At 37.8% G+C, this 3,626-nt stretch carries 3 protein-coding genes; 2 read left to right on the forward strand and 1 reads right to left on the reverse strand.

Annotated elements, in window-relative coordinates:
* Window positions 1-33: 33 nt before the first annotated feature.
* Entirely contained in the window at window positions 34-1,779 is a 1,746-nt protein-coding gene (locus tag B3C94_RS22210; protein WP_293907909.1) for a M61 family metallopeptidase, read from the reverse strand.
* Window positions 1,780-2,201: 422 nt separating this feature from the next.
* Between B3C94_RS22210 and B3C94_RS22215 the strand changes: the two genes are divergently transcribed.
* Both B3C94_RS22215 and B3C94_RS22220 read left to right on the forward strand, forming a co-directional pair.
* On the forward strand, window positions 2,202-3,068 hold the full coding sequence (locus tag B3C94_RS22215; protein ID WP_293907911.1) for an N-acetylglucosamine kinase: 867 nt from the start codon (window positions 2,202-2,204) through the stop codon (window positions 3,066-3,068).
* A 12-nt stretch (window positions 3,069-3,080) separates the two neighbouring features.
* Window positions 3,081-3,605 (forward strand): glutathione peroxidase, encoded by a 525-nt coding sequence (locus B3C94_RS22220; RefSeq protein WP_293907913.1) that lies wholly within the window; start codon window positions 3,081-3,083, stop codon window positions 3,603-3,605.
* The last annotated feature ends 21 nt before the right edge of the window (window positions 3,606-3,626 follow it).

Raw genomic sequence — 3,626 nt, forward strand, 5'->3', positions numbered from 1 at the left:
CCCGCTATGCTTATTTATGATCATACTTATGTGTTAAGCCATCCAGATTTTACCGAGCAATTCCTGTAGGAAGGTTTGTTCTTTAAGCGGACGGATTTCATACACCTTTTTGTTGCTCTTTTTGATTTGAACAGGGATTTCGCGTATTAAACCATCCCGGGAAACCAGGAAGTTTAATATTTCTCCTTCTTTGGCATGTTGAATAATGAAATCCATTTCTTTGTCTTTAATATCGAGCCTATTGTTGTTAATTGCAATCAGTTCGTCTCTGACATTCAATCCAGCATCGTAGGCACCGGAATCTTTTTCCACTGTGGCTACGACAATTAATCCGTCTATTTTGTTGGTTGTGATACCCAGTGTTAGGTTGTTGCTGTTCACATTGTTGTCTACAATCTCGTAACCAACGAGATTGAAGTAATCGTTGTACTCCAATTCTCCATCCTGATGAGCAGCGTCGAAAATATCATCCAAAGACGTGCCTGCGATACGTTCCGCAAGACTTCTAAATTCATTTTCTTCAAATCCGCGGTCAAGTTTTAGGAAAAACTCTGTATACGCTTCACGAATAACATCATCTAACTTTATCTTGCCTTCCGTTGCGGCTATAATTTTAATGTCTAGCAATGCTGTTAGCATAGCTCCTTTGTTATAGTAGGAAATACCCGAATTCATCGAATTTTCATCAGGCCTGTAATATTTGATCCAGGTGTCGAAACTAGAAGCGGCCGCAGACTGTATGGTATGTCCAGGGCGGTTCAAAACAATATTGAAATCGTTAGCTAATAGAGCGAGATATTCTTTCTCATCGTAAAACCCGCAGCGTTTTATGATTAAATTGTCGTAATACGACGTGAATCCTTCCATGATCCAAAGGCCGGTGGTATAATTTTCAGCATCGTAATTAAAAGGGCCTAAGGCTTTTGGGCGTAGCCGTTTTACATTCCAGAGGTGAAAATATTCATGTGCAACGAGGCTTAAATAATTTTTGTAGCTCGTTTCATTTAGATATGCATTTCTGGAGGCACCCAATACGGTTGAATTGAGATGCTCTAGACCACCACCTCCAGATTGGTAGTTGTGGGTAATAATGACATATCGTTCATTTGGGTTTGAACCCCAAATGCGGGTTTCTTCTTCAACGATTCTTGTAATGTCTCTTGTGAGGCGTTCTTTATCATAGCTGCCACCTCCGACCATGGCACATTCGTGTTCGATACCGGCCGCCTGAAATTTCCAGATATCCTGGTTCCCAGCTTCGATGGGTGTATCGTAGAGCACATCAAAATTTGCAGCATAAAATTTATGCTCTTCAATTTGTTCGAGTCCTGTGGATATACTTGCCCAAGTGTCCTTTAGATTTATGCGGACAGTTGAAGGATTGTCAATACGACCATCCATATACAAGAAAGTTGCAGTGGGGACGATGAAAGCATGGTCGCTATCGAAAAAGTTTGTTCGAACCGAAACTTCAAAACCGTATACCGCGTAGATGACTTCGATTTGATCCAAGGATTCGGTGGATATGCGCCAGGTGTTTTTGGAAATTTTCTGATGAGAAATTGTATTTCCTGTTTTGTCAAGTGATCGGAATCGTTCTACGTTTTTAGCGTATTCGCGAATTAAATAAGATCCAGGGGACCAGACCGGCATTTTTAGATCGACATAAGGCTGATTGAGCTTTTCGATGCTCATTTTTACTTCGATATAATGTGCTTGTACTTCTGAAAATGATACCTCAAAATGTATTTCAGGTATGTTTAAATGGTCACTGTCCATGCAAAATGATTTTAGTATGAGCTTACAAAATTAAAAGTATCGTAAGCTTAACCAAACAAAAAAATATATTGTTGGTTCTATAATTACGATAAGTACTACGATTTGCCATGTTGTTTAAAAGAAAAAATAATCATACCGACGACAGTTAATAGTACCCTCCAATATACATGTTTTTTCTTTAAAGTGTTTCATGTTATTGGTTAGGAAGAGCCTTTAGTTCACTTTTATAGCTGTTGATGTCTGCGACATTTGGAGGGTTTTATAGGGAGAATTGATTGAAAAATTGTTAATCATTATCGTTGTATAGGATTGCGGATCGGTTCTAATCGGATTGGGTGATACAGCAAAAAATCTGTTTTTTATCAGAATTTTTGCTAAGTTTGATACAGTAGTTTATCGGGGGAAAATAATCAAGAATTTGTATGATCTTAGTTGTTGATAGCGGCTCTTCAAAGTCGGATTGGAAGTTGGAATTGCCAGATAGTGCGCCTATCTCATTCAGTACAAATGGACTCAATCCTTTTTTTGTCAATGAGAAGGAAATTACACGTGTCATTAAGGAAATACCCGAAATTATTCCTTATGCTGATGAAGTTACCGAATTGTATTTTTTTGGCGCGGGATGCATCACACCTGATCGTAGAGAGATGGTTTCGAATGCATTGACTCCTTTGTTCGAAAATGCTTACATTTCCGTTGAGAATGATCTTTTTGGAAGTGCCTTAGCGACCTGTGGTAATAAAAAAGGCTATGTGGCGACACTAGGAACTGGATCGGATTTGAGTTTCTTTGATGGGGAGGAGCTGTTGCCTTCGCATAATGGAAACGGCTATGTATTGGGGGATGAAGGTTCGGGCGCTTATTTTGGAAAAAATTTGGTCAGACTTTTCTTATACGGGCGTATGCCAAAGGATCTCAACGAAAAATTTGCGAATAAATATAGGATCAATAAGGAGATCGTAATAAAAAATGTTTATCAGAAAGAGCGGCCTAATGCTTTTTTAGCATCTTTTGCTCCTTTTATGTCAGATAATATTACACACCCTTTTATTATTGATTTGGTAAAGAGCGGGTTTGAAGAATTTGTTCAGGCTTCGATTTTGACCTATCCAGACTATAATAAATATGAATGTCACTTTGTGGGTTCTATTGCTTATAGTTTTGATTTAATTTTACGGGAAGTCTGTGAAACGCATCAGATAAAGGTGGGGACGATTTTAAAATCACCTATTAATGAACTGTTTGATGCAGTATTGGAAAGAGAAAGTAATTCATTGTTAAGTCTTTAAAAATAATTAAATATGATTATTGCAACAATTATGGTGTATATGTCAATGTTATTTGGCAATCCCAATTTTTATGATTTTAAGTTTACGACACTTGAAGGCCAGGAAGTGAAAATGTCAGATTTTAAAGGAAAGAAAATATTGATCGTGAATACAGCATCTAAATGTGGGTTCACAAAACAGTATAAAGATCTGGAGGAATTGCACAAAACCTTTGGCGATAAGCTCGTTATTATCGGTTTTCCTGCAAATAATTTTGGGCAACAAGAGCCTGGGTCAAACGCTCAGATTCAGGAGTTTTGTGAACAAAATTATGGTGTTGATTTTTTGATGGCTGAGAAGGTCGATGTAAAGGGAGATCAGATTTCACCCTTATTTAAGTATCTAACAGCGCAGGAGAATCCGGATTTTAAAGGCGAGATCAAATGGAACTTTGAAAAGTTTCTGATAGATGAAAATGGTAACCTTGTACACCGTTTCCGTTCAGCGACCAATCCGTTAGATCCAGCTATTGTAAATTGGGTGGAAAACAAGAAATAAGAATAGTAATAAAACAAAAAA

The organism is Sphingobacterium sp. UBA5670 (genome assembly GCF_002420705.1).
Classification (GTDB): domain Bacteria; phylum Bacteroidota; class Bacteroidia; order Sphingobacteriales; family Sphingobacteriaceae; genus Sphingobacterium.

What these genes read in the sequence shown, in the direction of transcription:
- B3C94_RS22210 (WP_293907909.1), bottom strand. Translation starts at nt 1,779, where the DNA reads ATGGACAGTGACCATTTAAACATACCTGAAATACATTTTGAGGTATCA.
- B3C94_RS22215 (WP_293907911.1), top strand. Translation starts at nt 2,202, where the DNA reads ATGATCTTAGTTGTTGATAGCGGCTCTTCAAAGTCGGATTGGAAGTTG.
- B3C94_RS22220 (WP_293907913.1), top strand. Translation starts at nt 3,081, where the DNA reads ATGATTATTGCAACAATTATGGTGTATATGTCAATGTTATTTGGCAAT.